Genomic DNA, 23,985 nt, shown 5'->3' on the forward strand with positions numbered 1-23,985 from the left:
AACAGGGGCCACTATACCATATGGGCCTTAGCGGGGTTCCGCCGCCAGGCTGTTGAAGTCGTCGATCCAGCCTTGCATGCGCTTCTGCGCGTGGGCTTTCTGGGGCGGCGTGGCGATCTTGATGACGGTCAAGACCAACTGCACGGTGGACTCATTGTAGGTGTCGAAGAACTGTTTGCGCTCGGAATGCTCGAGGCGCTCGAAGCTGTCCTTGATCAAGGTGTGGAGCAGCGCCATGGTGGCGTCCTTGCCCAGCTTTTCGCGCTGGACCTTCTGCACCAGCGTCAGGATGTTTTTCTGGCGGCGCATGCGTTCGTCCAGCCAGATCTCGTTGTCCAGCGGGCGGGCGTCGGAAGCCTTGCGGATCTGGGCTTCCTGCTCGGCGCTGAAGTTGCCGAACCACAGCTCGAACTGCTCCATCGATTTCTTGAAGCGGAACTTCTGCTGCGCCTCCTTGTCGCCCTTCATATTCTTCTTGCGGAACTCGGCGTTGTTGGCAGTGAACTTCTTATCCAGCGCGGCGATCTGCTCGGGCTGCAGCGAGCGCACCAGGTCCGCCAGTTCCGGCAGCGCCTTGAACAGCAGCAGCTGGGTGCGGCTTTTGATATCGTCGTAGTCGTTCATCAGGTCGGCCGCCGTCGGGTTGCCGGCCAATTGGCGCTGTCCCGTTTGCAGGACTTGCACGTAGTCGTGCAGCTGGGTTTTGCGATGCCAGTGGAACAGATCGTCGATATCCTTCTTGACCCAGCCCTTTTGATCGGCGTTGAAGTCGACGTAAGCGTCCAGCCACCAGTACAGCAGCGTATCGCCGTGGTTATAGGCCAGGCGCAGCGAGCTGCATCCGGCCAGGACCGCCATCAGGACGATCAGGAAAAGGCGGCGCAGTGCGCGGTTGTGGATATCTGGCATGTTAAACTTTCGCTTTAATTAACTCTCTGATTTGGCACCTATGAACGTAGTTATCCTCGCAGCCGGCATGGGCAAACGCATGCAATCCGCGTTGCCGAAAGTGCTGCATCCGCTGGCGGGCAAGCCGCTGTTGTCGCATGTGCTGGATACGGCGCGCAGCCTGTCTGCCAGCCAATTATGCGTGATTTACGGACATGGGGGCGCTGCGGTGCTGGAGATGCTGGCTGCGCAGCCGGAAAAGGTCGCCACCGCGCTGCAAGAACCGCAGCTGGGCACCGGTCACGCCGTCATGCAGGCCTTGCCTGAACTGGACGACAGCGCCGCCACCCTGATCCTGTACGGCGACGTGCCGCTGACCACCTCCGCTTCGCTGCAAGCGCTGGTGGACGTGGCCGGCAACGACAAGCTGGGCATCCTGACTGTGGTGCAGGACGACCCGACCGGGCTCGGCCGCATCGTCCGTGAAAATGGCAAAATTGTGCGCATCGTCGAGCAAAAAGATGCGAACGAAGCCGAACGTGCGATTAAAGAGATCAACAGCGGCATCCTGGTGGTGCCGACCGCGCGCCTGAAGCAATGGCTGGGCGCGCTGAAGAACAACAACGCCCAGGGCGAGTACTACCTGACCGACATCGTCGCCATGGCGGTGGCGGATGGCGTGCCTGTGGTTTCGGCCCAGCCGTCGGCGCAGTGGGAAGTGGCCGGCGTGAACAGCAAGGTGCAGCTGGCCGAGCTGGAACGCATCCATCAAGGCAATATCGCCCTGAAATTGCTTGAACAGGGCGTGACGCTGATGGACCCTGCCCGCATCGATGTGCGCGGCGAACTGATCTGCGGCCGCGATGTCACCATCGACGTCGGCTGCGTGTTTGAAGGCAAGGTCGAGCTGGCTGACGGCGTGCGTGTCGGACCGCACAGCGTGATCATCAATTCCCGCATCCTGGCCGGCGCCCACATCAAGCCCTTCTGCCATATCGAAGAGGCGGTGGTGGGCGAAGTTTCCATCATCGGCCCGTATGCGCGCCTGCGTCCCGGCACCGTGCTGGCGGAGGATGTGCATGTGGGTAACTTCGTCGAAATCAAGAACGGCCAGGTCGCCGCGCACAGCAAGGCCAATCACCTGGCCTACATTGGCGATGCGACGATCGGCTCGCGCGTCAACATTGGCGCCGGTACCATTACCTGCAACTATGACGGCGTCAACAAGTTCCGCACCGTGATCGAAGATGACGCCTTTATCGGCAGCGACAGCCAGCTGGTCGCTCCGGTAACCGTCGGCAAGGGTGCGACTTTGGGCGCAGGCACCACGCTGACCAAGGATGCACCGGCCGGCAAGCTGACGATTTCCCGCGCACGCCAGATCACCCTGGACGGCTGGAGCCGCCCGGTCAAAAAGCCGAAGTAATAGCACCACACTCCACACCAAACCGGGATGCGTCCCGGTTTTTTCATTTGTGGATAACAATGTGGAGAAGCCTGCTAATAAGCCCTGAAGAAGCGGCGTATAAGCCAGGGAAAAGTGTTGGACAACTCCCCTTGCATCAAAAAAGTGACCCCTTGCCACGGCATGCAGCCGCGATTCAGCCTGGGCTGTGGATAAGCCTGTGGGAAATCATGTGAGTAAATCAGGACAACTTTTTACTGTGGATAAGCTTGGGTATAAGCCAGTGCAAAGCCCTTGGAAAAGCCGTGGAAAACGCGGGAAAACATTTCCCGCGTTTTAGTCAGTGTGGATAAGCCTGTGCAAAAGCACCTGAACAAGGCAGGGATAAGTGGCTAGACCGCGATCCGCGTCTCGAATTTGCTGCGGAAGGTGGAAAAGTAGGCTTTGACATTGCGCACATTGGTCTGCGTGGCGAACAGGCGGTGCGCCAGCGCGTGATAGGCCGGCATGTCGGCCACCTGGACGATCAGCACGAAATCCGGCCCCGGCGCCACCCGGTAGCATTGCAACACGGCCTCGTCGGCCGCCACATGGGCCTCGAACTCGGCCATGCGCTCGGCGGCCTGGATATCCAGCGAGATTTCCACAATCGCCGTCAGGCTGGGGCCGACCTTCTCCGGCGCCACGATGGCCACTTGCCGCTGGATCACCCCGCTCTCGGTCAGATGCTTGACCCGACGCAAACAAGTCGGCGCGGAAACATGGACCGTCAGCGCCAGCTCGCTGTTTGTTTGCGACGAATCAACTTGCAGCGCATTCAAAATGCGACGATCTATCTCATCCATAAAAATAATCCTAGAAAATGAAATAATATTTCACGCTTTAGACGTGATGAAAGAATATTCCAAAATATACAGGATTTAGAAAGCTTATTTCAGAAGTACTGCTCTAGCATGGCTACACTTATTTTTAGCGAGGTTTTCTATGTGCGGCATCGTCGGCGCGGTAGCGCAACGCAACATCACTCCCATCCTGATCGAAGGCCTGAAGCGCCTGGAATACCGTGGCTATGACTCCTGCGGCGTCGCCCTGCATGTGGATGGTCAGTTGCAACGCTCGCGTAGTACCTCGCGCGTGGCCGACCTGGAAAAGCAGATCGCCGAAGGCGGCATGCAAGGTTTCACCGGCATCGCCCACACCCGCTGGGCCACGCACGGCGCGCCGGCCTCGCACAATGCCCACCCGCACTTCTCGCCGACCACCGAACAGGCGCGCATCGCGCTGGTTCACAACGGCATCATTGAAAACCACGACGAACTGCGCGCCGAACTGACCGCGCTCGGCTACGTCTTCCAGAGCCAGACCGACACCGAAGTGATCGCCCACCTGGTCGACCACATGTACAACGGCGACCTGTTCGACACCGTCCAGCAAGCCGTCAAGCGCCTGCATGGCGCGTATGCGATCGCCGTGTTCTCGCGCGAAGAGCCGCATCGCGTGGTCGCCGCGCGCCAGGGTTCGCCGCTGATCGTCGGCCTGGGCCAGGGGGAAAACTTCGTCGCTTCGGACGCGATGGCGCTGGCCGGCACCACCGACCAGATCATCTACCTGGAAGAAGGCGACGTGGTCGACCTGCAACTGGGCCGCACCTGGATCGTCGACATCGACGGCAAGCCGGTCACCCGCGAAGTCAAGACCGTGCAGGCGCACACCGGCGCGGCCGAGCTGGGCCCATACCGCCACTACATGCAGAAGGAAATCTTCGAACAGCCGCGCGTCATCGGCGACACGCTCGAAGGCGTCACCGGCATCATGCCGGAACTGTTCGGCGACGGCGCCTACAACGTCTTCAGGCAGATCGACCGCGTGTTGATCCTCGCCTGCGGCACCAGCTATTACTCCGGCCTGACCGCCAAGTACTGGATCGAATCGGTGGCCAAGATCCCGGTCAACGTCGAGATCGCCAGCGAATACCGCTACCGCGACAGCGTGCCGCACCCGAACACGCTGGTGGTGACGATTTCGCAAAGCGGCGAAACCGCCGACACCCTGGCCGCGCTGAAGCACGCGCGCAGCCTGGGCATGGAACACACACTGACGATCTGCAACGTCGCCACCAGCGCCATGGTGCGCGAATGCAAACTGGCTTATATCACCCGCGCCGGCGTGGAAGTGGGCGTGGCCTCGACCAAGGCCTTCACCACCCAGCTGGCCGCGCTGTTCCTGCTGACCCTGTCGCTGGCCCAAGTCAACGGCCGCCTGACCGAAGAGGAAGAAGAGCAGCACCTGAAAGCCATGCGCCACCTGCCGGTAGCGATCTCCGCCGTGCTGGCGCTGGAGCCGCAGATCATCGCCTGGTCGGAAGATTTCGCCCGCAAGGAAAACGCGCTGTTCCTCGGCCGTGGCATGCACTACCCGATCGCGCTGGAAGGCGCGCTGAAGCTGAAAGAGATTTCCTACATCCACGCTGAAGCCTATCCAGCTGGCGAACTGAAGCACGGCCCACTGGCGCTGGTGACGGAAGAAATGCCGGTCGTCACCATCGCTCCTAACGATGCGCTGATTGAAAAGCTGAAGTCCAATATGCAGGAAGTACGCGCGCGCGGCGGCCAGCTGTACGTGTTTGCCGACGTCGACTCGCGCATCACCTCGGGCGAAGGCGTGCATGTGATCCGTCTGCCTGAACATTATGGTTTGTTGTCGCCGATCCTGCACGTGGTGTCGTTGCAGCTGCTGGCCTACCACTCGGCGCTGGCACGCGGCACCGATGTGGACAAGCCGCGTAACCTGGCAAAATCGGTTACGGTCGAGTAATTCAGCGGCAATCGTGTCAACGGCCCTTACGAGAAATCGTAAGGGCTTTTTTTATGCCCTCAAAAAGGAGGTGAACACTGCACAATAGCAATATTACTTTTTTGTAAATGTGCTATAGAATGCCCGAGCACGCTTCTGATTTCTTGTTCATCTTGTATGGCATTTTAGCTGGGAGACTTCTGTGGCATTCATTCAATCCATCCTTCAGCAATCCCCCGAAATAGCATTGTTTCTCTCCCTGGCCGGCGGCTACTGGATTGGCAAATTCCACCTGGGTTCTTTTCAGCTTGGCGGCGTGGCCGGCTCGCTGCTCGCGGCGGTTGCCATTAGCCAGTTTGGCGTGCATATCGACAGCGGCATCAAGTCGGTACTGTTTGCTTTGTTCATCTATGCGGTCGGCTTTGAAAGCGGACCGCAGTTCTTCCGTTCACTAGGCCGCCAGTCCCTGCGTGAGATCGCGATGGCGGTGGTGCTGGCCGTCAGCGGCCTGATCACGGTGATTATCCTGGCGCGTGTGCTCGGCCTCGACAAAGGCCTGGCTGCCGGCGTGGCTGCCGGCGGACTGACCCAGTCCGCCATCATCGGTACCGCCGGGGCGGCGATCACCAAACTGGGCCTGGCCGCCGACGAAGTGCAGCGCCTGCAGGCCAATGTCGCCATCGGCTACGCGGTGACCTACATTTTCGGCTCCTTCGGCGCCATCATCGTGTGTGTCAACGCACTGGAATGGCTGATGGGACGCAGCATACGCGACGACGCCATCAAGGCGGAAGCGGCCATGCTGTCCGGCACCCATGCCGAAGGCGAACAGTCGGCCTTGCCGGAGCTGGTCGGACGCTTGTTCTCCATCGACCAGGCGGCAGGCAAGACCCTGGCCGACCTCGAGCGCATGGAGGCGGCGCCGGGGATTTCGATCGAACGCGTGAAACGCAATGGCCAGTTGATCGGCAACGATCCCGGCCTGGCGCTGCTGCGTGACGACATCGTCCTCGTCGTCGGCCGACGCAGCGCGGTGGTCGCCGCTGCTCCGCTGCTTGGCGCCGAAGTCCAGTCGTCGGCCGGGATGGATGTGGTGGTGGTCACGCGCGACGTGGTCATCTCGAATGCCGAATTTTCCGGCCATACGGTAGCGCAGATCCGGGCGCAGACCGGCCGCGAGCTGAAGCACGGCATCTTCGTGGTTGAAGTCAAACGCGCCGGGCAGCAAGTGGTGCTGGCGGCCGATACCGGCATCGCGACGGGCGACGTGGTCACGCTGTATGGCACCGTCGATGATGTGCAGCGGGTTGCGCGGCGCGTGGGACCGATGATCATCGCCAGCGACAAGACCGATTTCGTGTTTCATGGCATGGGCCTGGTCTGCGGCCTGCTGGTCGGCCTGCTGACGGCGCATATCGGCTCGATCCCGCTGACGCTGGGCAGCGGCGGCGGCGCCCTGCTGTCCGGCCTGCTGTTTGGCTGGTACCGCACGCGTCATATGACACTGGGCAATATGCCGACGGCGGCATCGACCTTGTTGCGCGACCTCGGCCTGGCCGGCTTTGTTGCCGTGGTGGGCTTGCAGACCGGCCAGCAGGCGGTGACGACCATCGCGCAGCACGGGGTGTCGATCTTCCTGGTCGGTGTGGCGGTCACGATCATCCCGCTGCTCATCACCATGCTGTTCGGCCGCTATGTGCTGCGCTACGACAACGCCGCCGTGCTGGCCGGCGCCCTGTCCGGTTCACGCAGCGCCAATCCGGCCTTTGGCGAGATCCTCGACAAGGCCGGCAATTCCGTGCCGACCATTCCTTTCGCCGTCACCTATGCGCTGGCCAATGTCTTCCTGACCTTGCTCGGCCCGTTGGTGGTCGCTTTTGCCTGACCTTTCCAAGGAGCGATTCCCCATGACTGACTACAGCCGTTATGCCAAACTCAGCCCGTTCGAATTGAAGGACGAGTTGATCAAGCTTGCTTCCGCTGACAAGAACCGGACTATGCTCAACGCCGGGCGCGGCAATCCGAACTTCCTTGCCACGCTGCCGCGCCGGGCCTTTTTCCAATTGGGTTTGTTTGCCACGGCGGAATCGGAACTATCGTTTTCCTACCTGCAGAAAAGCGTCGGCGGCCTGCCCAACATCGACGGCATCGAAGCGCGCTTCGAGCGTTTCACTTCCGAGCATCATGACAAGGAGGGCATCGCCTTCCTGTCGCGCGCGCTGAGCTATGTCCGCGATCAGCTGGGCCTGTCCGCCTCGGGCTTCCTGCATGAAATGGTCGAGGGCATCCTGGGCTGCAATTATCCGGTGCCACCGCGCATGCTCAGGATAGGCGAGCAGATCGCCAAGCAATACGTGGTCAAGGAAATGGTCGGCGACACCCTGCCGCCGGGCGCCATCGACCTGTTCGCGGTGGAGGGCGGCACGGCGGCGATGACCTACATCTTCAATACGCTCAAGCAGAATAAGCTGCTGCAAAAAGGCGACAAGGTCGCCATCGGCTTGCCGGTCTTCACGCCGTACATCGAGATTCCCCAGCTCGACGAGTATGCGCTGGAGGAAGTGGCGATCAACGCCGATCCGGCCAATGGCTGGCAGTATTCCGACGCCGAGCTCGACAAGCTGAAAGACCCGGCGATCAAGATTTTTTTCTGCATCAATCCCAGCAATCCGCCATCGGTCAAACTGGACGAGCGCAGCCTGCAGCGGCTGGCCGACATCGTCAAGCACGACCGCCCGGACCTGATCATCCTGACCGATGATGTGTACGGCACCTTTGCCGACGACTTCCGCTCGCTGTTCGCCACCTGCCCGAACAATACGGTGCTGGTGTATTCGTATTCAAAATATTTTGGCGCCACCGGTTGGCGGCTCGGCGTCATCGCCACGCATGAAGACAACGTGCTCGACCAGAAACTGGCGGCCTTGCCCGAAGCGGACAAGCAAGCGCTGGATCGCCGCTACAGTACGCTGACGCCGGATGTCCGCGGCTTGAAATTCATCGACCGCCTGGTGGCGGATAGCCGCACGGTGGCGCTCAACCACACGGCCGGCCTGTCCACGCCGCAGCAAGTGCAGCTGGTGCTGTTCTCGCTGTTTGCCTTGATGGATGAAAATGAAGTCTACAAGACCTCGCTGAAGAAAATCATCCGCCGGCGCCAGGCCGCGCTGTACCGGGAGCTGGGCGTGGCGGTGGAAACCGATCCGAACGGCGTCGACTATTACACCTTGCTGGATCTGGAAGACCTCGCGCGCAAGATGCACGGCGAAGCCTTTGCGGCATGGGTGAAGCAGAAGTTCAGCGGTGGCGAACTGCTGTTCCGTATCGCGGCCGAGACCGGCATCGTGCTGCTGCCGGGCCAAGGCTTCGGCACCCAGCAGCCGGCGGGACGCGCCTCGCTGGCGAATCTGAACGAGTTCGAGTATGCGGCGATCGGCCGGGCGCTGAGAAAAATGGCGGACGACGCGTATCGGGAGTTTGGCGCGCGGTCCTGACCAGCATGCCGTTATTGCGGCCGTCCGTAACCGCTGTCGGCCAGCAGGCGTTCGAAGTCCTTGGCGTTGAGGATGTCGACGATCGCCTGCTTCTTGTCCTTGGCGTTCTGGTAGTTGGCCTGGCAAATGCGGAAGCCCATGAAGTAGCTCAGGTCGGCACGCCTGGTACGCCACCGTACATCTCGGCGGCGATCATCAGGCCGTCCGGCGTGGCCATGCCGCCGGAGTTCATATTACCGATCAGGAAGTAGACATCGGGGAAGGTTGCCTTGTTGTACAGGCCGTTGAACTTGCGCATCGCGGCGCGCACTGCAGGCTCGGCCTGGCCGGTTTGCAAGGTCAACGGACGGATCGCGGCGTAGTACTTGGGCCGCTTGACGATGGCCGTCCAGCGCGGATCGATAGCTGCTGATGGCCTTCGTGTAGTCGTTCTTTTCCAGCGCAGTTCTCGCCTCCCCGGCCAGTTGGCGCGGCGACTGCTGCGCCTGGGCGCCTGCCGCTGCGGCGGACAGGCATATCGTCATGATCAGGGTGGCGTTCATCTTCATTTTTTCTCCTGGCTCGCTTTACTGCCCGCCGCAGGCCACGGACGAACCGTCAGACGAGGCCTGGCAGAACGGCGCCGCGCCGCCGCAGGCAACCTTGTGGCCGTCGGCCGAGTGCTCGCAGAATGGCGCTTTGCCGCCGCAGGCGACGTTCTGGCCATTCTCCGATTTCTCGCAAAACGGCGCGGCGCCGCCGCAGGCCACCTTGCCGCCATCCTTCGATTTGGCGCAGAACGCCGCCGCGCCGCCGCAGGCGACTTGCTTGCCGTCGGACGAGGTTTCGCAGAAAGCGGCTTTGCCACCGCAGGCGACCGCGCTACCGTCGGACGATTTCTGGCAGAAGGCGGCGGTGCCGCCGCAGGCCACCGCCTTGCCGTCCGGCGAGCCCTGGCAAAACGGCGAGCCGCCGTTGATGCTGGTGCTGGACGGCGCCGGGCCGGACTGCGGCACGATGGCGACGCAACCGGCGCACAGCAGGGTGGCAATCAGGGTCAAGCCGGAGCGTACTGCCTGCGAAATGCGCATTATTTTCCTTAAAGTGATTGTTGATCTTTTGCTACGATAACCGAGCCGAAGGCTGGTGTCCATGCTAACCTTGGCCGATGCTATTCCCATTTGGCAGAGAGGATGACCATGCAGACCCTGGAATCTGACACCCGCGCCGCCGAGGCGGCCCTGACGGACTGGCATCGCGCGCTGGAACTCCATGACTGGGGCGCGGTCGAGGCCGGGCTGACGGCGGAATTCCTCATGATCGAGCAGGACCGTATCCTGGACAGGGCCGCCGTCGTGGCGCTGCTGAGGTCCAGCGCCGCGCTGGGCCGGCAACGGGCCAGCCTGCACGGATTTCGCAGCCAGGTGCAGGGCGATGTGGCCTGGACCACTGTCAGCAACGATGCCGTCTGGATCGCCAGCGATGGCGCGGAAACCCCCTACGGCTTTCTGGAAACGGCGGTCTTCAAACGCGACGGCGGCATCTGGTTGATCGACCGCTACCACGCGACCCGCCTGGCCAAGCGCTGAAAGTTGCAATTTCCGCATATCGCGGCAAGAATGGCTGCTGTTCAATTAACAACAGGATCAGCGATGACAGACTTGAGCCATGACGGCCAGCCGCAGATGAGCAAACACCGTATCGAAGCCCTGGTGGACGGCATCTTCGCCGTCGCCATGACCTTGCTGGTGATCGATTTACGCCTGCCCGAACATGCCCACCTGGCCAGCGAAGCGGCGCTGCAAGGCGCGCTGGTGGGCCTGATCCCCAACCTGATCTCGTGGCTGATCAGCTTTTTCGTGCTGGCGATTTTCTGGATCGCCAACCACCGCCTGTACAGCTACGTGCGGCATGCCGACCAGGGCCTGCTGTGGTTGACCATCCTCAGCCTGTCCGGCGCCTCGCTGCTGCCGTTCGCCTCGGCGGTCAACGGCCAGATCGCTTCGATGACGGGGCAGATGGTGTATTCCGGCGTGATGATCTGGCTGAGCGTGTCCACGCTGCTGGTGGCGCGCCATATCTACCGCCATCCCGGCCTGTGCGTGCATCCGATGAACCTCGGCGCCTACCGCGCGACGCTGGTGCGCGGCTTCGGCGTGATGCTGATCGCGACGCTGGCGCTGCTGATCGGCTATGTGGCACCGGGCAAGGCCAACTTCGTGTTTGTGCTGATGTCCATGCTGCGCCCGCTTGGCGCGCGCATCGAGCGCCGCTACGCGCGCCCCACCGCCACCGCCTGAGCTAGACCTCGCTCCACTGCCGCAGCAGGTTGTGGTAATGCCCGGTCAGGCCGACCAGTTCCGGGCAGTCGCCCAGGCGCGCGCGCAGGCTCTGGATGTTCTGGTCCAGCTCCAGCAGCAGGCTGCGCCGCATGTCGTCGCGCACCATGCTCTGGGTCCAGAAGAAGGAACAGACTCGCGCCCCGCGCGTGACCGGCTCGACCCGGTGCACGCTGGTCGACGGATACACGATCAAATCCCCGGCCGGCAGCTTGACTTCATGCTCGCCATACGCGTCGGTGACGATCAGCTCGCCGCCGTCGTAGTCCTCGGGATCGCTGAGGAACAAGGTCGACGACACATCGGTGCGCAGCCACTGCCCGGTGGCCGCCACGCGCCGCAGCGCGCCGTCGACGTGGGCGCCGTAGTGCTCGCCGCCGGCGTAGCTGTTGAACAGCGGCGGACAGGTGCGCAGCGGCAGCGCCGCCGCAAAGAACAGCGGACTGGCCGCCAGCGCCGCCAGCACTTCCGCGCCCAGCTCCTGCGCCAGCGCCGAGCCCTCGGCCAGCTGGCGGTTCTGCTTGACCAGCGCGCCCTGGGCGCCGACCGTGCTGCGGCCGTCGACCCAGTCGGTCTGGTCCAGCCGGCGCCGCATGGCGGCCACTTGTTCACGGCTCAGTACGCCGGGGATATGCAGCATCATGGAAAACTCTCCTCAAAAAAAAGGCCTCGCCGGAATGGGCGAGGCCTGTGCGCGGTGCCGGCAGGCGGCGCCTGCGCTTAGAACTTGAAGTTGGCGGTCAGGCTGGCCGAGCGCGGCGCGCCAGGGGTGTAGCGGTAGCCCGACTTGTTGATCGCCTGCACATACTGCTTGTCGGCCAGGTTGTAGACGTTCAGGCGCAGGTCGACGTGCTTGTTGATCGGATACGAAGCCATGGCGTCATACACCCAGTACGAATCGGCATAGGCCGGGGTGCCGACCGCGCCGTCGGTGCCGCGCATCAGCTTGTCGCTGAAGCGGGCGCCGCCGCCGATCTGCAGGCCCACCGGCAGCGTGTACGAGGTCCACAGCGTGAACGCCTGTTTAGGCGTGTAGCTCAGCAGGTTGTCGCCGGCGGCGGTCACCACCTTGCCGGACACCACTTGGGTCGACATGCGGGTGTAGCCCGCGCTGATCAGCCAGTTGCGCATGAGTTCGCCGGTCACGCCCAGTTCGATACCCTGCACGCGCTTCTTGCCGGTCTGGAAGAAGTTGGCCGCGTTGTTCGGGTCGACTTCGATCTCGTTGCGCACGTCGGTGCGGTAGGCCGCGGCCGACAGCGACAGCTTCTGCTTCAGCAGATCCCACTTGGAGCCGAACTCGTAGTTGGTGGTGATTTGCGGATCGTAGTTCGGGTTGCCCGCGCTGCTGGCGGCCGAGCTCAGCGTGAAGTTGGTGCCGCCCGGCGGCGCTTTCGACGTCGCCACCAGCGCGTAGACGCTGCTGTCGGCGGTCGGCTTGTACAGCGCCGACAGTTTGCCGTTGAGCAGGTTGTCCGAGGCCGTCAGCGAGCTGCCCAGCAGCGTGCCGACCGGGATGGTCTGCGGCGTGGCCGCGGCCTGCACGGTGACGCCGTTGTAGGTGGTGTTGTAGTGGTCCAGACGCACGCCGGCGTTGAAGATCCACTTGTCGCCCAGCTTGGCGGTATCGAACACGTACACGCTTTCGGTGGTGGTGGTGCCGTCGCCGCGGGCACCGTTGCGCACGGTGCTCACCTGCGCGGCCGTCACCGGCTGGCTTGCATCCGGGTGGTAGATGCTGACCAGCGGCAGGCCGATCGCGCCCGGCGCGTTGACGTTGGTGTAGTTGGTCTGCTTCTCGTTGATCAGCTCGACACCGGCGACGACCGTGTGCTTCAGCGCACCGCCGTCGAGGTCGGCGGTGACGGTGGTCTGGTTGGTGATGATTTCGTTCAGCTGGTCTTTGTAGTTCAGGTTGGTGCGCGCCATCATCCAGCTGTCCGGACTGGAGCCGGCCACGACGTTGCGCAGGTTGGCGCCGGTCGACATGAACGAGGTCAGCAGGTAGTCCTGCTTGGTGCGGCCGTAGCGGGTGGTGCTTTGCAGCCTGGCGCCGCCGGCGAAGTCATGCTCGATGCGGGCGGTGAACATGTCGGCCTTGACCTTGTCGAAGTCCAGCACCGAACCGTAGAAGTTCTTCGGATCGACCGGCTTGGCGCCGGCCATGAAGGCGAAGCTCGGTCCCAGCACGGCCGGCTTGGTGGCGGTGGCCGCCGTGATGACGACCGGCGCCGGCGGGGTCCAGCCCGGCAGGCCGATGGTCAGCACGCCGCCGTCGGGGATGTTGTCCTGGTCGACGTGCAGGTAGTTCAGGTAGACACGGGTCGGGCCGTTCAGGCCGAAGGCCACCGACGGCGCGATCGCCCAGCGCTTGTTCTTGACCACGTCGCGGCCCGGATTGCCGCTGTCCTGGTCGAGCAGGTTGAGGCGGAAGGCGGTGCCGGTGTCGGCGTTGATCACCTTGTTCAGGTCGGCGGTGGCGCGCTTCTGGCTGCCGCTGCCGACCGTGACCGAACCCATGTAGGCGTCTTCCAGCAGCGGTTTCTTGCTGACCAGGTTGATGGAACCGGTCGGCGAACTGCGGCCGTTGTCGGTGCCGGCCGGGCCCTTGAGCACGTCGATCTGTTCGATGTTGAAGGTGTCGCGCGAGATCGAGCCGACGTCGCGCACGCCGTCCACGTAGATGCTGCCGGAGGCGTCGAAGCCGCGCATGTAGACGCCGTCGCCGGTGGTGGTGCTGCCGTTTTCGCCCAGGAAGAAGGCGCCCACGCCCGGGGTGTTGCGCAGCGCTTCGGTCAGCGTGACGGCGCCCTGCTGCTCGATCAGTTCTTTCTTGATGACGGTCAGCGACTGGGCGGTGTCGACCAGTTTCTCGGTGTACTTGGCGGACGAGGCTTTGTCGGCCTTGAAGTCGTTGATGACGTCGCCCTTGACGCGCACTTCCTGCAAGGTCTGGTTGCTGCCGGCGACGATCACCGGGTCGGTGCCGGCGTCGGCCGCATGGGCGGCGACCGGCAGCAGCATCACGGCCAATGCCGCGCTCATCTGTTGATTGAAGCGCGATTGCGCGTGTTTGCGACTCTTAATCATTTGCATCTTTCTTCCGAGAATGTAGGCGGCTGGCTGCGCTGGGCTACTGCTTTCTTGCGTCTGGCTGCCGGATCATGGCGATTTCATGCGGAGGATTGTAACAATGAAGCGAGCATATGTAAATGCGAATTATTATCAATAGCGTTTCGCTATGCGAAAAACCACGGCGTCCCGGGGCTGGCCGGGGACGCAAAATGTTACGGGTGTGAAGCGGCGGGAGGTCAGGACTGTTCGGTGTCGAGCCAGGCGCGGGCTTGGGCCAGCGTGTGTTCCAGCTCGGCGCGGACGGTCTGGTAGCGCTGTTCGAGCTCGTCGTCGCGCTGTTCGTTGATGGCGTTTTCCGCCTCGACGGTGGCCTGGATCAGGCGCTTGGCGCCCAGCACGCCGACCGCGCCGCGCAGGCTGTGGAACAGGCGGGCGGCATCGCGCAGCCGCCCTTCCTGCAGCGCCTGGCCGGCCAGGTCGGCCGGTTCCATGCCGGTGTCGACGGCGCCGCGCACCATCTTGACCATCACGGCGCGGCCCTTGGCATCCTTGCCCATCACCCGCATCAGGCTGTCCATATTGAAGACGGCGGCCTCGCCGGCCGGCATGGCGGCGGTCGGAGCCGGCGTCGGCTGCGCCTGGACGGGCACCGGCTCGGGCATAGCCGGGGCCGGAGCAGGCGCGGCGGCGGCCATGGCGGCCAGCAAATCGTCGGCGCTCGGCGTCGCCGGTAGCGCCCGGTCCGTCAGGTGGCGCTGCAGCACCGCCAGCATTTCGTCGACCTCGATCGGCTTGGGGATGAAATCGGTGATGCCGGCCTCCTCGCTACGGTGGCGCTCGGAACCGAGCACGCCGGCCGTCATGGCGATGATGGGCAGCGTCAGGCCCAGCTGCTGGCGCAACATGCGGGTGGCGGTAAAACCGTCCATCACCGGCATCTGCATGTCCATCAGCACCAGGTCGTAGCGGCTGGCGCTGGTGCGCAGCAGGTCGACCGCCTGGCGGCCGTCGCCCACCACGTCCAGCGTCGCGCCCGCGTGTTCGAGGATGCCGCGCGCCACAACTTGATTTAGCGCATTATCTTCCACCAGCAGGAAATGGCGGCCGGCCAGGCTGCCGGCGATGCCGGCCTCGGCCACCGCCTGCGGCAGGCCGTCGATCTTGGCCGCCAGCGCCTGGTGCAGCGCGTCGAACAGGTTGGAGCTGGTGATCGGCTTGACCAGCACCACGTCGGCTTCCGGTGCGTTGGAGATTTCCTCCGCATGGTCGCGGGCGAAGGCGTTGACCATCACCACGATCGGCTGCTTGCCGCCGCCGGCCGCCTCGCGGATGCCCTTGGCCGTGGCCAGGCCGTCCATGCCGGGCATGTGCCAGTCGGCCAGCACCACGTCGTAGACCTGCTTGGCCTGCTGGCTCTGGCGGTAGCGGTGCAGCGCGGCCGCGCCGGAATCGACCTCGTCGGCATGCCAGCCCCAGGCGCGGATCAGCTTGGCGATCACCTCGCGGCTGGTGCGGTTGTCGTCCGCCACCAGCAGGCGCAGATTGCCCAGCGCCGGCTTGCGGCGCTCGTCCGGCAGCTCGGGCAGCACCTCGAACGGCAGGCTGAACCAGAACCTGGTGCCCTGGCCCTGCTCGCTGTGGACGGCGATCTGCCCGCCCATCAGCTCGATCAAGCGCTTGGTGATGGCCAATCCCAGGCCGGTGCCGCCGAAGCGCCGCGTGATGCTCTGGTCGCCCTGCGAGAAGGCCTGGAACAGCTGCGCCAGCTGGGATTCGGTCATGCCCATGCCGGTGTCGCGCACCTCGAAGCGCAGCAGCGCGTGGTCGGCGTCGCGCGCGCTGAGCTCGATGCTGACCACCACTTCGCCGTGTTCGGTGAACTTGATCGCGTTGCCGGCCAGGTTGACCAGGATTTGCTGCAGCCGCATGGCGTCGCCGCGCAGCTGACGCGGCACCGCCGGGTCGACGCTGATCGCCAGTTCCAGCTCCTTGTCGCCGGCGTTCATGGTCATCAGGGTGGCCAGCGAGTTCATGGTGTCGTCCAGCGCGAACTCCACCGGCGACAACTCCATGTGGCGCGCCTCGATCTTGGAAAAGTCCAGCACGTCGTTGAGGATGCCCAGCAGCGACTGGCCCGACACCCGCACCATGCTCAGGTATTTGCGCTGCTGCGGCGTCAGCGGCGTATTGCCGAGCAGGTAGACCATGCCCAGCACCGCGTTCATCGGCGTGCGGATTTCGTGGCTCATATTGGCCACGAACTCGCTCTTGGCGCGGTTGGCGGCCTCGGCGCGGTCGCGCTCGCGCTCCAGTTCGGCGGCGCGCGCCTCCACCTCCAGCCCCAGCCGGTGGCGCTCGGTGATGTCGGAGATCACCGCCAGCACCTTGGTGCCCTGGTCGGTGCGCACCGCGCTCAGGTTGACTTCGATCGGGAACTCGCTGCCGTCCTGGCGCAGGCCGTACAGCACCGTGCCGTCGCCCATGCGCACCGGCTCGGCGCTGAGGCGGTCGGCAAAGAACTTGACGCGGTGGGCCGCATGCTGGCCGCGCAGGCGTTCCGGCACCAGTATTTCCAGCGGCTGGCCCAGCACCGCCGCGCGCGCGTAGCCGAAGCAGCGCTCGCCCTCGCGGTTGAAGGTTTCGATGCGGCCGTCGACGCCGACCACCACGATGGCGTTGGGCGCGAACTCCAGCAGGCTTTGCAGGCGGGCGTCGGCCGCCAGCCGTTCGTGCATCAGCGCGTTGAAGGCGCTGGTCAGCTGGCCGACCTCGTCCTGCGCGTGGGTGGGCAGCGGCGTGAAGCTGCCGGGGTGGTCGCGCAGCGCGACGATGGCGTCGCGCAGCCGGATCAGCGGCGCCAGCAGCCGCGAGGTGACCCAGCCGATCAGCGCGGCGGCCGCCAGCGAGGCCACGGCGCTCCACAGCGCCAGCCGGTACAGCACGCCGTTGAAGGGCTCGAACGCTTCCTCGGCCGGCAGCGAAGCGGCCAGCACCCAGTCCACCGACTTCAGCGTCTTGTAGCTGTTGAGGGTGCGCTTGCCGGCGCCGTTGATGCTGTCGACCGTGCCTTCGAAATCCTGTTCCAGCGCGCGCGTGGTGGCGGCGTTGGCGTGGGCCTGGCGCGGCTGCAGCATGCGGCTCAGGTCGGGATGCAGCACGTACACCGGCGCCGGGCCGCGGGTCAGCGCGAAGTAATAGCCGGTGCGGCCGACCTTGGCGTTGCGCAGGTGGCCCAGCAGATTGTCCTTGTACAGCCGCAGCACGCCCACCAGCACGCACACCACCTCGCCGTGGGCGTCCAGCACCGGCGCCACCATCTGTACGATGGGCTGCCTGCCGGCGCGGCCCAGCAGCGGTTCGGTGATCATCGGCTTGCGGGTGCGCATCACCGTCTTGAAGTAGTCGCGGTCGCCGGCGTCGATGCCGACCCGGGCCGGCACTTCCGGCAGGTCGGCAATGATGGTGCCTTGCGGGCTGAGCACCAGCAGGTCGTCGAACAGCGCCAGCACCGCGCGGTCCTGGTAGTAGGCGCGCAGCTGGCCGGGGGAATGGGCGATGGCCGGCGGCTGGTTGCGCGCCGAGACGGTGACGATATCGAGCAACATCAGCAGCTTATCGTCCAGTTCTTCGGCGGTGCGGTTGATCAGCGCCGTCTGTTGCGAGAACAGCACCTTGGTGAAGTCGTCCTGCATGCGGTGGGTCTGCACCACGGTCACCAGCGCGATCATCAGGACCGAGGTGATGCTGGTGGCCAGCGCAACTTTAGCCTTGATGCCGGGTGACTTCATTTCGTCCTTGGAGGCGAGGTCGGGCAGCGAATCGGAGAAATGCCAAACAGACAGCAAATTCTCCTATCAAAGCCCGGCCTTGGCAACAGGATTAACGCTGGGCAGCAGCAATGATCACTTCCGCCACCTTGGCCGGCTGCGACAGCATCGGCACGTGGCTGGTTTTCAGCGTGATGGTGGTGGCGTTCAGTTTCTTGGCAAACGCCTGTTGCAGCGCCGGCGCGATCATGCGGTCGTTGGCGGCGGCGATGTAGTAGTTGGGCTTGGTTTTCCATGCCGCCACGGTGGTGACGTCGCCGAAGGCCTTGGAATTGATCGGGCCCTGGGTGGCGGCGATCAGCGCGGCGGTGGCCGGGGAGACGTCCTGGGCGAAGTTCTTGGCGACCGAGTCGGTCGGCAGCCACAGGTAGCCGGCGGCGTCGGCCTGCAGGGTGGCGATGCCGGGCGGCACGGCGTAGTCCTTGCCCAGGTTGGCCGAGGCTTCGCCTTCGGACGGCGCGAACGCGGCCACATAGACCAGCGCCTTGATTTTGTCGCTGGTGCCGGCCTGGGTGATGACGGTGCCGCCCCACGAGTGGCCCACCAGCACGACTTTGCCGGTCTGCGCATCCACCACGCGCTGGGTCGCGGCGACGTCGTCGGCCAGCGAGGTCAGCGGGTTCTGCACGGCCACGACCTTCAGGCCCTTGGCTTGCAGCAGCGGGATGATCTTGTCCCAGCTGGAACCATCGGCGAAGGCGCCGTGTACCAGGACGACGGTGGTGTCGGAGGCTGGGGCGGCAGCGTGGGCGCCCAGTGCGGAAGTCAGCAGAGCGGTAGCGATCAGAGTGCGTTTCATGATGATGTCCTTGTGGTTGAGTAGTTAGCGATCAAGTAGTGCGCTACTTGATGTGTTGAACTATAGCTCGCAATTTAATCGCGTGCAAGATAATTATTTTAAATAATTTGTGATAATTCGGCCGGAGCGCGAATCCAAATGGCCTTGGCCCGCCTCTTAGCTGCCGAGGGACTTCCTCTGCAACGAATTGGAGTGCACTATGTTTTATGTCAAGAACGTACCGAACTGGGAACGCGCGCTGCGCGTGGTGGCTGGCGTGATCGCGGCCTGGGCCGGCATCGCCGTGCTGGGCGGAATGTGGGGGCTGGTGCTGGCGGCGTCGGCGGCGGGCATCGTCGCCTCCGGCCTGTTCGGCTTCTGCCCGATGTGCGCGCTGGTCGGCCGCCGGCTCGATAAGGCTAAGGCGGCCAAACAATCTGGGGGACTATGAGCCTGGCAGTACAACATTTACCGGTGCTGGACGCCGCCCATCGCGGCGATCCGGCGGCGCTGGCGCAGCTGCTGCGGCTGTGCCAGCCCGACATCCGCCGCTACGCCCAGCGCAACTGCCTGGTCGGCGACGTCGACGACGCCGTGCAGGAAGCCTTGCTGGTGCTGTCGCGGCGGCTGTCGTCGGTGCGCATGCTGGCGGCGTTTTCCGGCTGGCTGTTCCAGGTGGTCAAGCGCGAGTGCCGCCGCCTGGGGCGCGCCGCGCTCGGCCACGACCCGTGGGACGACGAACGCGCCGAACAATGGCTGGCCAGCCAGGACACGGCCGGCCTGCGGCTGGAACTGGTCAACGCGCTGGAGTCCTTGCCGGCCGATTACCTGCAGGTGGTGCTGTTGCGCGATTTCGCCGAAATGTCGATCGCCGAGATCGCCGCCGACGTGGGCCAGAGCAGCGCCGCCGTCAAAAGCCGGCTGCACCGGGCGCGCAAAATGGCGCGCGAATACCTGATCGGCTAACTGTGGAATAAGCCAAAGATGACGACTAATGGTCTAGACTAGGGCCATGATACGAGAACTTCCCTCCCTGGTCCTACCCGGCGCCACGATTGAAATCCTCAAGGCCAGCTGCGCGACGTGCAGCATGCACCAGCTGTGCTTGCCGATGGGATTGGACAACAATGACATGGACCGGCTGGACCAGATCATCGGCCGCCGCCGCAAGGTGGCGCGCGGCACGCCGCTGTTCCGTATCGGCGACGCCTTCCAGAGCCTGTTTGCGATCCGGCTGGGCCACTTCAAGACCTACCAGGTCAGCCGCGACGGCGTCGAGCAGATCACCGGCTTCCAGATGGCCGGCGAACTGCTGGGCATGGACGCCATCAGCGCCGACCTGCACCATTGCACCGCCGTGGCGCTGGAGGACAGCGAAGTGTGCGAGATTCCCTTCGACAGTCTGCAGCAGCTGCTGGCCGATATGCCAACCTTGCTGCGCCACTTCCACCGCATGATGAGCCAGGAAATCACGCGCGAGCAGAGCGTGATGCTGTTGTTGGGGAATATGCAGGCGACCCAGCGTTTTGCCGCCTTCCTGGTCAACCTGTCGTCGCGCTACGAGGCGCGCGGTTATTCGCCGCACATCTTCCAGCTGCGCATGTCACGCGAGGAAATCGGCAACTATCTCGGCCTGACAATCGAGAGCATCAGCCGTTTGCTGTCCAAGTTCAAGAAGGAAGGCTTGCTGCGCGTGAGCAATCGCGAGATCGAGTTGCTGGAACCGGCGACGCTCAAGGCGATCACCGCCGGCACCCAGACCTGTGCTTAATTATCGGCGGGCTCAGGCAAGTCGGCCTGCAGCGTCACCTGGCGTTGCGCCGGCCAGCTCCACGTGCCGGCCAGGCGCCAGTCGCGCTTCTCGCCTTCGATCAGCACCACCCAGCGGCTGCGCTCCAGCATCGGCAGGTTGATCTGGAATACGCCGAACTCATCCGGCTGCACCACCAGCTGGATATCCTTTTCCGGCTGCGTCGCGTGCGACAGGTGCACGAATAGCCGCTCAGTCTGGCCGCGGTCGCTGGCGGTGCGGCGCAGCTGGCCGCTCAGCGTACCCTGCGTGGCGTCATAGCCTATCACCGCCGACAAGCCCAGCGATGAAGCCAGGCGGTCGCGCCGCAAGTCCTGGTTGATGGCCTTGCCCTGCTTGTAGTAGTCGCCCACCACCAGCACGTCCTGGCGCGAGTAGGCCAGCCAGCCGGTGTAGGTCGCGGCCACCACCACCACGGCCGGGCCCAGCATCAGCAGCCACGGCCAGCGCTGCTTCCACCACGGCGCCTGCGTCATCATCGAAGCACTCATCTGCATCCCCTTAGCGCGGCACGAAAAACACCGCATGTTCCTTCACGTGCAGCGACGGCTGGTCGACTGCGGTCAGTTCAATCTCGATCTTGTTCGAGCCCGGGTTGCCGGCGCCGTGCGCGCTGCGCAGGCGGATCGGATAAGCCTTGGTCTCGGTGCCTTCCAGCCGCACCAGGTCCGGCGTCACCTGCGCCAGCGTGGCCATGCCGCCGACTTGGATGCGGTAGGTATGCGCCTGCTCGGTGGTGTTCATGATCTGCAAACGATAGACGTTTTCGATCATGCCCTCTTCCACCTCGCGCCCCATGGCGCCGCGGTCGCGGATCACGTCCAGCTTGAGCGGCGTGCGCAGCCACAGCGCCGCGCCGACCGCCATCACGATCAGCGCCAGGATGCCGGCGTAGATCTTCACCCGTGGACGCAGCGTGCGCTGGCGGATCGCGGTCGGCGTGTAATGCATCAGCAGCGCGCGTTCGGTGCTGTAGCGGATCAGGCCGTGCGGCTGGCCGATCTTGTCCATCACGCCGTTGCAGGCGTCGACGCAGGCGGCGCAGCCGATGCACTCGTACTGCAAGCCCTTGCGGATGTCGATGCCGGTCGGGCAAACCTGCACGCACAGGCTGCAATCGATGCAGGAACCGCCGTTGACTTCTTCGCGCTTGGACAGCGGCGCGCGCGGTTCGCCGCGTTCGTTGTCATAGGTGATGATCAGCGTGTCGCGGTCGAACATCGAGCTCTGGAAGCGGGCGTACGGGCACATGTACTTGCACACCTGCTCGCGCAGCCAGCCGGCGTTGCCGTAGGTGGCCAGGCTGTAGAACAGCACCCAGAACCATTCCCACGGGCCGAAGCTCAGGGTCAGCACCTCGTTGCCGAGTAATTTGATCGGCGTGAAGTAGCCGACGAAGGTAAAGCCGGTCCACAACGCCACCGCGCCCCAGGCCAGGTGCTTGGCGCCTTTTTTTGCGAACTTGGCGGCCGACGGCGGCTGCCGGTCCAGCGCGATGCGGGCGCTGCGCTTGCCTTCGATCCGGCGCTCTATCCACAGGAAGATTTCGGTATAAACCGTTTGCGGACAGGCGAAGCCGCACCACACCCGCCCGGCCACCGCGGTGGCCAGGAACAGCAGGTAGGCGCAGATGATCAGCAGCGCCGCCAGGTAGATGAAGTCCTGCGGCCACAAGACCAGGCCGAAGATGTAGAACTTGCGCGCCACCAGGTCGAACAGCAGGGCCTGGCGGCCGTTCCACTGCATCCACGGGGTGCAGTAGAACGCCAGCTGCGTCAGCCAGACACACAGCCAGCGCAGCCGGGCGTAGCGGCCCGAGGTTTCGCGCGGATAGATCTCCTCGCGCGCCGCATACATCTTGATCACTTGTGGTGCAGGATCGTTCATTTTGCTGCCGTGACCGGTGCTGTTTCAACCTGGTTGACGTCGTTCGACAAGCTCCACACGTAGGCGGCCAGCACATGCACCTTGGCGTCGCCGAGGAAGTCCTCGAACGCCGGCATGGTGGTGCTGCGGCCCTTGCGGATGGTTTCCATGATGGTTTCGGCGCTGCCGCCGAACAGCCAGATCTTGTCGGTCAGGTTGGGCGCGCCGATGGCCTGGTTGCCGGTGCCGCCGGCGCTGTGGCAGGCCATGCAGGCGCCGAACTTGTCCTTGCCGAACACCGCCTTGATCGGATCGGCGGTCGAGCCGGACAGGCTCAGCACGTAGTGGGCGACGTTTTCCACGTCCTTGTCCGAGCCCAACGCCGCGCCCATCGGCGGCATCACGCCGGTGCGGCCATGCAGGATGGTTTCCTTGATGGTCTCAGGGGCGCCGCCGAACAGCCAGTCCTTGTCGGTCAGGTTGGGGAAGCCCTTGTTGCCGCGCGCATCGGAGCCGTGGCACTGCGCGCAATAGGTCAGGAACAGGCGCTCGCCGATGGCGTGCGCCTTGGGATCGGCCGCCACTTTTTTCAGATCCTGCTTCTGGTATTGCGCGAACAGCGGACCGTAGTCGGTCTCGGCCTGCTTCAGCTCGGCCTGGTACTGGCCCGAGGATTTCCAGCCCAGCTTGCCGGCGTAGCTGCCCAGGCCCGGATACAGCACCAGGTAGACCAGCGCGAACACGATGGTGATGTAGAACAGCCACATCCACCAGCGCGGCATCGGCGTGTTCAGCTCGCTCAAGTCCTCGTCCCACACGTGGCCGGTGGTTTCGCCGGCCTTGCCCTTGATCTGGGATTGCGAATACAGCAGGATGCCGCAGCCGGCGATGCCGAGCAAGGTCAGCACCACGATGTACATATCCCAGAAACCGTTGGTGAAATCAGCCATGACTGTTCTCCTCGTCGTCGAACGGCAGATGTGCCACCTCCGCGAAATCGGCTTCCTTGTTGCTGATGAAGGCCCACCACAGGATGCCGGCGAACGTGATGAAGGAAATCACCGTCATCACGCTGCTGGCGCGGTCAAACAGGTTCTCGATAGCCATGCTAGTTCCTCGTCTTGATTAATGTGCCCAGGCCTTGCAGGTAGGCGATCAGGGCGTCTTCTTCGGTCTTGTCTTTCAGCTCGGCCGGTGCGGCGGCGATCTCGGCGTCGGTGTAGGGATCGCCCAGGCGCTTCAGGGCCTTCATCTTCGGGACAATGGATTCCGGCGCCAGCGCGGTCTGCGCCAGCCACGGATAGTTCGGCATATTCGATTCCGGCACCACGTCGCGCGGATTGGCCAGGTGGGTGCGGTGCCATTCATCGCTGTAGCGGCCGCCCACGCGCGCCAGGTCGGGCCCGGTGCGCTTGGAGCCCCACTGGAACGGCCGGTCGTAGACGAACTCGCCGGCGACCGAGTAGTGGCCGTAGCGTTCGGTCTCGGCGCGGAACGGCCGTATCATCTGCGAGTGGCAGTTGTAGCAGCCTTCGCGCACGTAGATGTCGCGGCCGGCCAGGCGCAGCGGCGAGTACGGCTTCAGGCCGGCGATCGGCTCGGTGGTGGACTTCTGGAAGAACAGCGGCACGATCTCGACGGCGCCGCCGACGCTGACCACCAGCGTCACCAGCGCGATCAGCAGCCAGGGGTTTCTCTCGATCCAATCATGTGAAAATTTCATGCTTCGCT

23 protein-coding genes are annotated in these 23,985 nt (G+C 64.0%); 9 read left to right on the plus strand and 14 right to left on the minus strand.

What is annotated here, in order from left to right:
• Positions 1-27 precede the first annotated feature (27 nt).
• Positions 28-909 carry a DUF6279 family lipoprotein gene (locus D0T21_RS21220; protein ID WP_116991293.1) on the minus strand — a complete coding sequence of 294 codons (882 nt, stop codon included), beginning with the start codon at positions 907-909 and terminating at the stop codon, positions 28-30.
• A gap of 40 nt (positions 910-949) precedes the next feature.
• Here D0T21_RS21220 and glmU point away from each other — a divergent pair, with 40 nt between their 5' ends.
• Complete coding sequence (gene glmU / locus D0T21_RS21225; RefSeq protein ID WP_116991294.1) at positions 950-2,314, plus strand: bifunctional UDP-N-acetylglucosamine diphosphorylase/glucosamine-1-phosphate N-acetyltransferase GlmU; 1,365 nt, start codon at positions 950-952, stop codon at positions 2,312-2,314.
• Positions 2,315-2,685: 371 nt separating this feature from the next.
• Here the strand turns inward: glmU and D0T21_RS21230 are convergent, their stop codons facing one another.
• Positions 2,686-3,138: an Lrp/AsnC family transcriptional regulator gene (locus D0T21_RS21230; RefSeq protein ID WP_116991295.1), complete on the minus strand. Its 453-nt coding sequence runs from the start codon at positions 3,136-3,138 to the stop codon at positions 2,686-2,688.
• A 139-nt stretch (positions 3,139-3,277) separates the two neighbouring features.
• On the opposite strand from D0T21_RS21230, the gene glmS reads away from it, so the two are divergent.
• The 3 genes from glmS to D0T21_RS21245 all read left to right on the plus strand — a co-directional run bounded on the left by glmS (position 3,278) and on the right by D0T21_RS21245 (position 8,580).
• On the plus strand, positions 3,278-5,107 hold the full coding sequence (glmS, locus tag D0T21_RS21235) for a glutamine--fructose-6-phosphate transaminase (isomerizing) (RefSeq protein WP_116991296.1): 1,830 nt from the start codon (positions 3,278-3,280) through the stop codon (positions 5,105-5,107).
• A 181-nt stretch (positions 5,108-5,288) separates the two neighbouring features.
• The gene (aspT, locus tag D0T21_RS21240; RefSeq protein WP_116991297.1) at positions 5,289-6,971 is read left to right on the plus strand and encodes an aspartate-alanine antiporter; all 1,683 of its coding nucleotides are present in this window, start codon (positions 5,289-5,291) and stop codon (positions 6,969-6,971) included.
• Between the two features lie 22 nt (positions 6,972-6,993).
• The gene (locus D0T21_RS21245) at positions 6,994-8,580 is read left to right on the plus strand and encodes a bifunctional aspartate transaminase/aspartate 4-decarboxylase (protein WP_116991298.1); all 1,587 of its coding nucleotides are present in this window, start codon (positions 6,994-6,996) and stop codon (positions 8,578-8,580) included.
• Positions 8,581-8,591: 11 nt separating this feature from the next.
• On the opposite strand, the gene D0T21_RS32765 is transcribed toward D0T21_RS21245, so the two are convergent.
• The 3 genes from D0T21_RS32765 to D0T21_RS21255 form a co-directional block, all read right to left on the minus strand.
• On the minus strand, positions 8,592-8,720 hold the full coding sequence (locus D0T21_RS32765; protein ID WP_301546347.1) for a hypothetical protein: 129 nt from the start codon (positions 8,718-8,720) through the stop codon (positions 8,592-8,594).
• 8 nt (positions 8,721-8,728) lie between these two features.
• Positions 8,729-8,923, minus strand: coding sequence for a hypothetical protein (locus D0T21_RS32525; protein WP_229211583.1), 195 nt, complete (start codon positions 8,921-8,923; stop codon positions 8,729-8,731).
• A gap of 223 nt (positions 8,924-9,146) precedes the next feature.
• Positions 9,147-9,650 (minus strand): hypothetical protein, encoded by a 504-nt coding sequence (locus tag D0T21_RS21255; RefSeq protein WP_116991299.1) that lies wholly within the window; start codon positions 9,648-9,650, stop codon positions 9,147-9,149.
• Between the two features lie 90 nt (positions 9,651-9,740).
• Between D0T21_RS21255 and D0T21_RS21260 the strand changes: the two genes are divergently transcribed.
• Both D0T21_RS21260 and D0T21_RS21265 read left to right on the plus strand, forming a co-directional pair.
• On the plus strand, positions 9,741-10,148 hold the full coding sequence (locus tag D0T21_RS21260) for a DUF4440 domain-containing protein (RefSeq protein WP_147328151.1): 408 nt from the start codon (positions 9,741-9,743) through the stop codon (positions 10,146-10,148).
• Positions 10,149-10,211: 63 nt separating this feature from the next.
• A complete protein-coding gene (locus D0T21_RS21265) occupies positions 10,212-10,859 on the plus strand; it encodes a TMEM175 family protein (RefSeq protein ID WP_158568032.1) in 648 nt (215 codons plus the stop codon).
• 1 nt (position 10,860) lies between these two features.
• Here D0T21_RS21265 and D0T21_RS21270 read toward each other — a convergent pair whose 3' ends face one another.
• The 4 genes from D0T21_RS21270 to D0T21_RS21285 form a co-directional block, all read right to left on the minus strand.
• Positions 10,861-11,541: a Fe2+-dependent dioxygenase gene (locus tag D0T21_RS21270; protein ID WP_116991302.1), complete on the minus strand. Its 681-nt coding sequence runs from the start codon at positions 11,539-11,541 to the stop codon at positions 10,861-10,863.
• A 77-nt stretch (positions 11,542-11,618) separates the two neighbouring features.
• A complete protein-coding gene (locus D0T21_RS21275; RefSeq protein ID WP_116994510.1) occupies positions 11,619-13,994 on the minus strand; it encodes a catecholate siderophore receptor Fiu in 2,376 nt (791 codons plus the stop codon).
• A 215-nt stretch (positions 13,995-14,209) separates the two neighbouring features.
• Positions 14,210-17,818, minus strand: coding sequence for a response regulator (locus D0T21_RS21280; RefSeq protein ID WP_373995379.1), 3,609 nt, complete (start codon positions 17,816-17,818; stop codon positions 14,210-14,212).
• A 34-nt stretch (positions 17,819-17,852) separates the two neighbouring features.
• Positions 17,853-18,599 carry an alpha/beta fold hydrolase gene (locus D0T21_RS21285; protein ID WP_116991304.1) on the minus strand — a complete coding sequence of 249 codons (747 nt, stop codon included), beginning with the start codon at positions 18,597-18,599 and terminating at the stop codon, positions 17,853-17,855.
• Positions 18,600-18,798: 199 nt separating this feature from the next.
• Between D0T21_RS21285 and D0T21_RS21290 the strand changes: the two genes are divergently transcribed.
• The 3 genes from D0T21_RS21290 to fnr are packed head-to-tail and all read left to right on the plus strand — an operon-like array spanning position 18,799 to position 20,349.
• Positions 18,799-19,029 (plus strand): DUF2892 domain-containing protein, encoded by a 231-nt coding sequence (locus tag D0T21_RS21290; RefSeq protein ID WP_116991305.1) that lies wholly within the window; start codon positions 18,799-18,801, stop codon positions 19,027-19,029.
• Entirely contained in the window at positions 19,026-19,544 is a 519-nt protein-coding gene (locus tag D0T21_RS21295) for an RNA polymerase sigma factor (RefSeq protein WP_116991306.1), read from the plus strand. Before D0T21_RS21290 ends, D0T21_RS21295 begins: the two co-directional genes overlap by 4 nt.
• Positions 19,545-19,590: 46 nt before the next feature.
• On the plus strand, positions 19,591-20,349 hold the full coding sequence (gene fnr / locus D0T21_RS21300; protein WP_116991307.1) for a fumarate/nitrate reduction transcriptional regulator Fnr: 759 nt from the start codon (positions 19,591-19,593) through the stop codon (positions 20,347-20,349).
• Here the strand turns inward: fnr and D0T21_RS21305 are convergent.
• The 5 genes from D0T21_RS21305 to ccoO are packed head-to-tail and all read right to left on the minus strand — an operon-like array spanning position 20,346 to position 23,977.
• Positions 20,346-20,879, minus strand: a complete 534-nt coding sequence (locus D0T21_RS21305) for a FixH family protein (RefSeq protein ID WP_199538516.1) — start codon at positions 20,877-20,879, stop codon at positions 20,346-20,348. The genes fnr and D0T21_RS21305 overlap by 4 nt on opposite strands.
• 10 nt (positions 20,880-20,889) lie before the next feature.
• Positions 20,890-22,275: a cytochrome c oxidase accessory protein CcoG gene (gene ccoG / locus D0T21_RS21310; protein WP_116991308.1), complete on the minus strand. Its 1,386-nt coding sequence runs from the start codon at positions 22,273-22,275 to the stop codon at positions 20,890-20,892.
• A complete protein-coding gene (ccoP, locus tag D0T21_RS21315) occupies positions 22,272-23,204 on the minus strand; it encodes a cytochrome-c oxidase, cbb3-type subunit III (protein ID WP_116991309.1) in 933 nt (310 codons plus the stop codon). The genes ccoG and ccoP overlap by 4 nt, the downstream gene beginning before the upstream one ends.
• On the minus strand, positions 23,197-23,361 hold the full coding sequence (locus D0T21_RS21320) for a cbb3-type cytochrome c oxidase subunit 3 (protein WP_116991310.1): 165 nt from the start codon (positions 23,359-23,361) through the stop codon (positions 23,197-23,199). Before D0T21_RS21320 ends, ccoP begins: the two co-directional genes overlap by 8 nt.
• Before the next feature lies 1 nt (position 23,362).
• Positions 23,363-23,977, minus strand: a complete 615-nt coding sequence (gene ccoO, locus D0T21_RS21325) for a cytochrome-c oxidase, cbb3-type subunit II (protein ID WP_116991311.1) — start codon at positions 23,975-23,977, stop codon at positions 23,363-23,365.
• Positions 23,978-23,985 lie beyond the last annotated feature (8 nt).

Origin of the sequence: Duganella sp. BJB476 (assembly GCF_003416895.1) — a bacterium.
Taxonomy (GTDB): domain Bacteria; phylum Pseudomonadota; class Gammaproteobacteria; order Burkholderiales; family Burkholderiaceae_D; genus Rugamonas.